At 63.5% G+C, this 2220-nt stretch carries 1 protein-coding gene and 3 pseudogenes; 2 read left to right on the top strand and 2 right to left on the bottom strand.

Features of this window, described 5'->3' with window-relative positions:
- Both Y704_RS0102555 and Y704_RS0102550 read right to left on the bottom strand, forming a co-directional pair.
- A pseudogene (locus tag Y704_RS0102555) lies at positions 1-430 on the bottom strand (IS3 family transposase); the annotation flags it as partial.
- 11 nt (positions 431-441) lie between these two features.
- The gene (locus Y704_RS0102550; RefSeq protein WP_051476617.1) at positions 442-879 is read right to left on the bottom strand and encodes a hypothetical protein; all 438 of its coding nucleotides are present in this window, start codon (positions 877-879) and stop codon (positions 442-444) included.
- Positions 880-983: 104 nt separating this feature from the next.
- Between Y704_RS0102550 and Y704_RS25090 the strand changes: the two are divergent.
- Both Y704_RS25090 and Y704_RS18495 read left to right on the top strand, forming a co-directional pair.
- Positions 984-1202, top strand: a pseudogene (locus Y704_RS25090) (transposase); the annotation flags it as partial.
- A 1-nt stretch (position 1203) separates the two neighbouring features.
- A pseudogene (locus tag Y704_RS18495) lies at positions 1204-1884 on the top strand (IS256 family transposase); the annotation flags it as partial.
- Positions 1885-2220 lie beyond the last annotated feature (336 nt).

Below are 2220 nucleotides of genomic sequence, written 5' to 3'. Positions count from 1 at the left end.
ACGACCACTTGGCCGGACCCTTGAGCTTCGAGATGTCCCACGACCAGGTCATGTTGGGTCCCGTCGCGATGAGTTCGGGCTTGACCCGTGCCGGGTGCTCGGCCTGAGCACGACGCTCCCCGGTCTCGCCATGGGCGCGGAGCAGACGATACATCGTCGCCACTGAGCACAGGTAAGTGCCCTCGTCGAGGAGGATCGCCTGGATCTCCGCCGGCGCCTTATCCACGAACCGCTTGGACCGCAGCACCTCCAGAACAGCGGCGCACTCCAGCTCGGTCAGCGCGCGCGGCTGCTTCGCCGGCTCCGGCCGGGGCCGGGGCGATGACGGCGGTCTTGGCGACCGCGGGTGTTGGCGGTAGTGCGTCGCCCGCGACCGGCCCACGGCCAGGCACGCGTCCCGCGTGCCCACGAGAGGGACGAGGCAGGTCATGGTGGCGTCGATTATTTCTCGGTGTTCTTCTCGCTGCTGTTGGTCGAGAGTTGATCCAACAGAGCCGAGAGTTTTCCCTGGATAGCGATCACCTGCCTAGCCGTATCCAACTCGCCCGACAGCCGGACGTTCTCTTTCCGCAGCCGGGCCGCGTCCTTCTCCGACGTGCTGGCTGGCGGTGCTCCCGCCGGCCGCGCCAAAGCGGCCAGCACCCCCTTGTCTCGCTGGTCACGCCACGAGCTGACTAAGGAGGTATACAGCTTTTCTCGGCGGAGCAGCGCGCCGCGGCCCTGCCTGTTCAGGCTGTCGTACTCGGTCAGAATGTCGCGCTTGTACTTAGCGGTGTAGGTCCGCCGCCGAGCACGCTCGGGAACCTGAGGATCGGGAACATCTTCCATCCCTACAGCCTGCCCGGTCGAGCTGAGCCCTGTCATCACTGCGTTCGTCAAGGGGAACTCCTTCCCCGCCCTCTACGACACTATTCGGGACGATCCCGGTGCCTTATCCAAGGTTGACAGAGAGGGTACCGGACCGTGGAAGACATACTCCACCAGCTCGCGCCCATGTTTGGGCGGCAGCCGGGGAGCACTCGCCGCTGCACGGAGTCAGCAAAGATGCGCCGTTGGTCGTGGACTTGGATGCGACCCTGTTGACCTCGCACTCGGAGAAAGAAGACGCCCGTCCGACGTGGAAGAAAGGGTACGGGTTTCACCCACTGGCGGCATTCGTGGATCACGGTGCCGACGGGACAGGGGAACCCCTGGCGGTCCTGGCCGATCTATGCCGCGATCGGTGTCTCACTGGAGGGCGAGAAAGAAGTTCTCGGGCTCTGGGCCGGGACGGGCGGGGGGGGGGCGAAGTTCTGGATGAGCGTCCTGACCGACATCAAGAACCGCGGCGTGACTGACACGTTCTTCCTCGTCTGTGACGGCCTCAAAGGCTTGCCTGAGGTGGTGTCGAACGTGTGGCCTCTCACCACGGTCCAAACCTGCATTATTCACCTAATCCGCAACACGTTCCGGCTCGCGTCGAAGGACTGGGACGCCCTCAAGAAAGACGTCCGCCCGATCTACACGGCCCCGAATGCGGATGCCGCTCGGGTCGCGTTGGAGGAGCTCAAGGAAAAATGGGGCCGGCAGTACGGGGCGATCATCCGGTTATGGGAGAACGCATGGGAGGAATTCACACCCTTCCTCTCCTACGACGTCGAGATCCGCACCGTAATCTGTTCCACGAACGCAATCGAGTCACTGAACGCCCGATACCGGCGGGCCGTCAGGGCCAGGGGCCATTTCCCGACCGAGGCCGCTGCGCTCACGTGCCTCTACCTCGTCACGCGGTCCCTTGACCCAACAGGCGCGGGCAGGACACGCTGGACAGTGCGGTGGAAGCCGGCCTTGAATGCGTTCGCGATCACCTTCGCCGACCGCTGGCCAGCACCCGAAACCTACTAACCAAAATGCTGGAAACACCCAAAACGTTACAGACCCCGTTCCACTTCGAACGGCGAAAAGGGGTGAACAGGAAATTCGCAGACCGATCTCCGCCGCTCCATTATTTCCGGGGGCATTTGAAGAGGTCAGCTACGCAGATGTCGTGGTCAGTCCGGAGGGGCCGGGGTGACCGAGTTGATTCGTCATCCATCAAACGGGCGTAGTGTGCCTTGTACTTTTTGCTCTGGTTCTGGTCCACACGAAGGGACTGTACGGGCGGGCATCGACAACCCGCGCTCCGGGTTCCTGTTGGTGGTTTTGCGGGTTATCCGCTTGTGGGCGGGTGGAGCCCAGGGG

This window comes from Arthrobacter sp. Br18, from assembly GCF_000520555.1.
In the GTDB taxonomy this organism is placed as follows: domain Bacteria; phylum Actinomycetota; class Actinomycetes; order Actinomycetales; family Micrococcaceae; genus Arthrobacter_D.
This window is presented reverse-complemented; position numbering and strand designations above follow the sequence as displayed.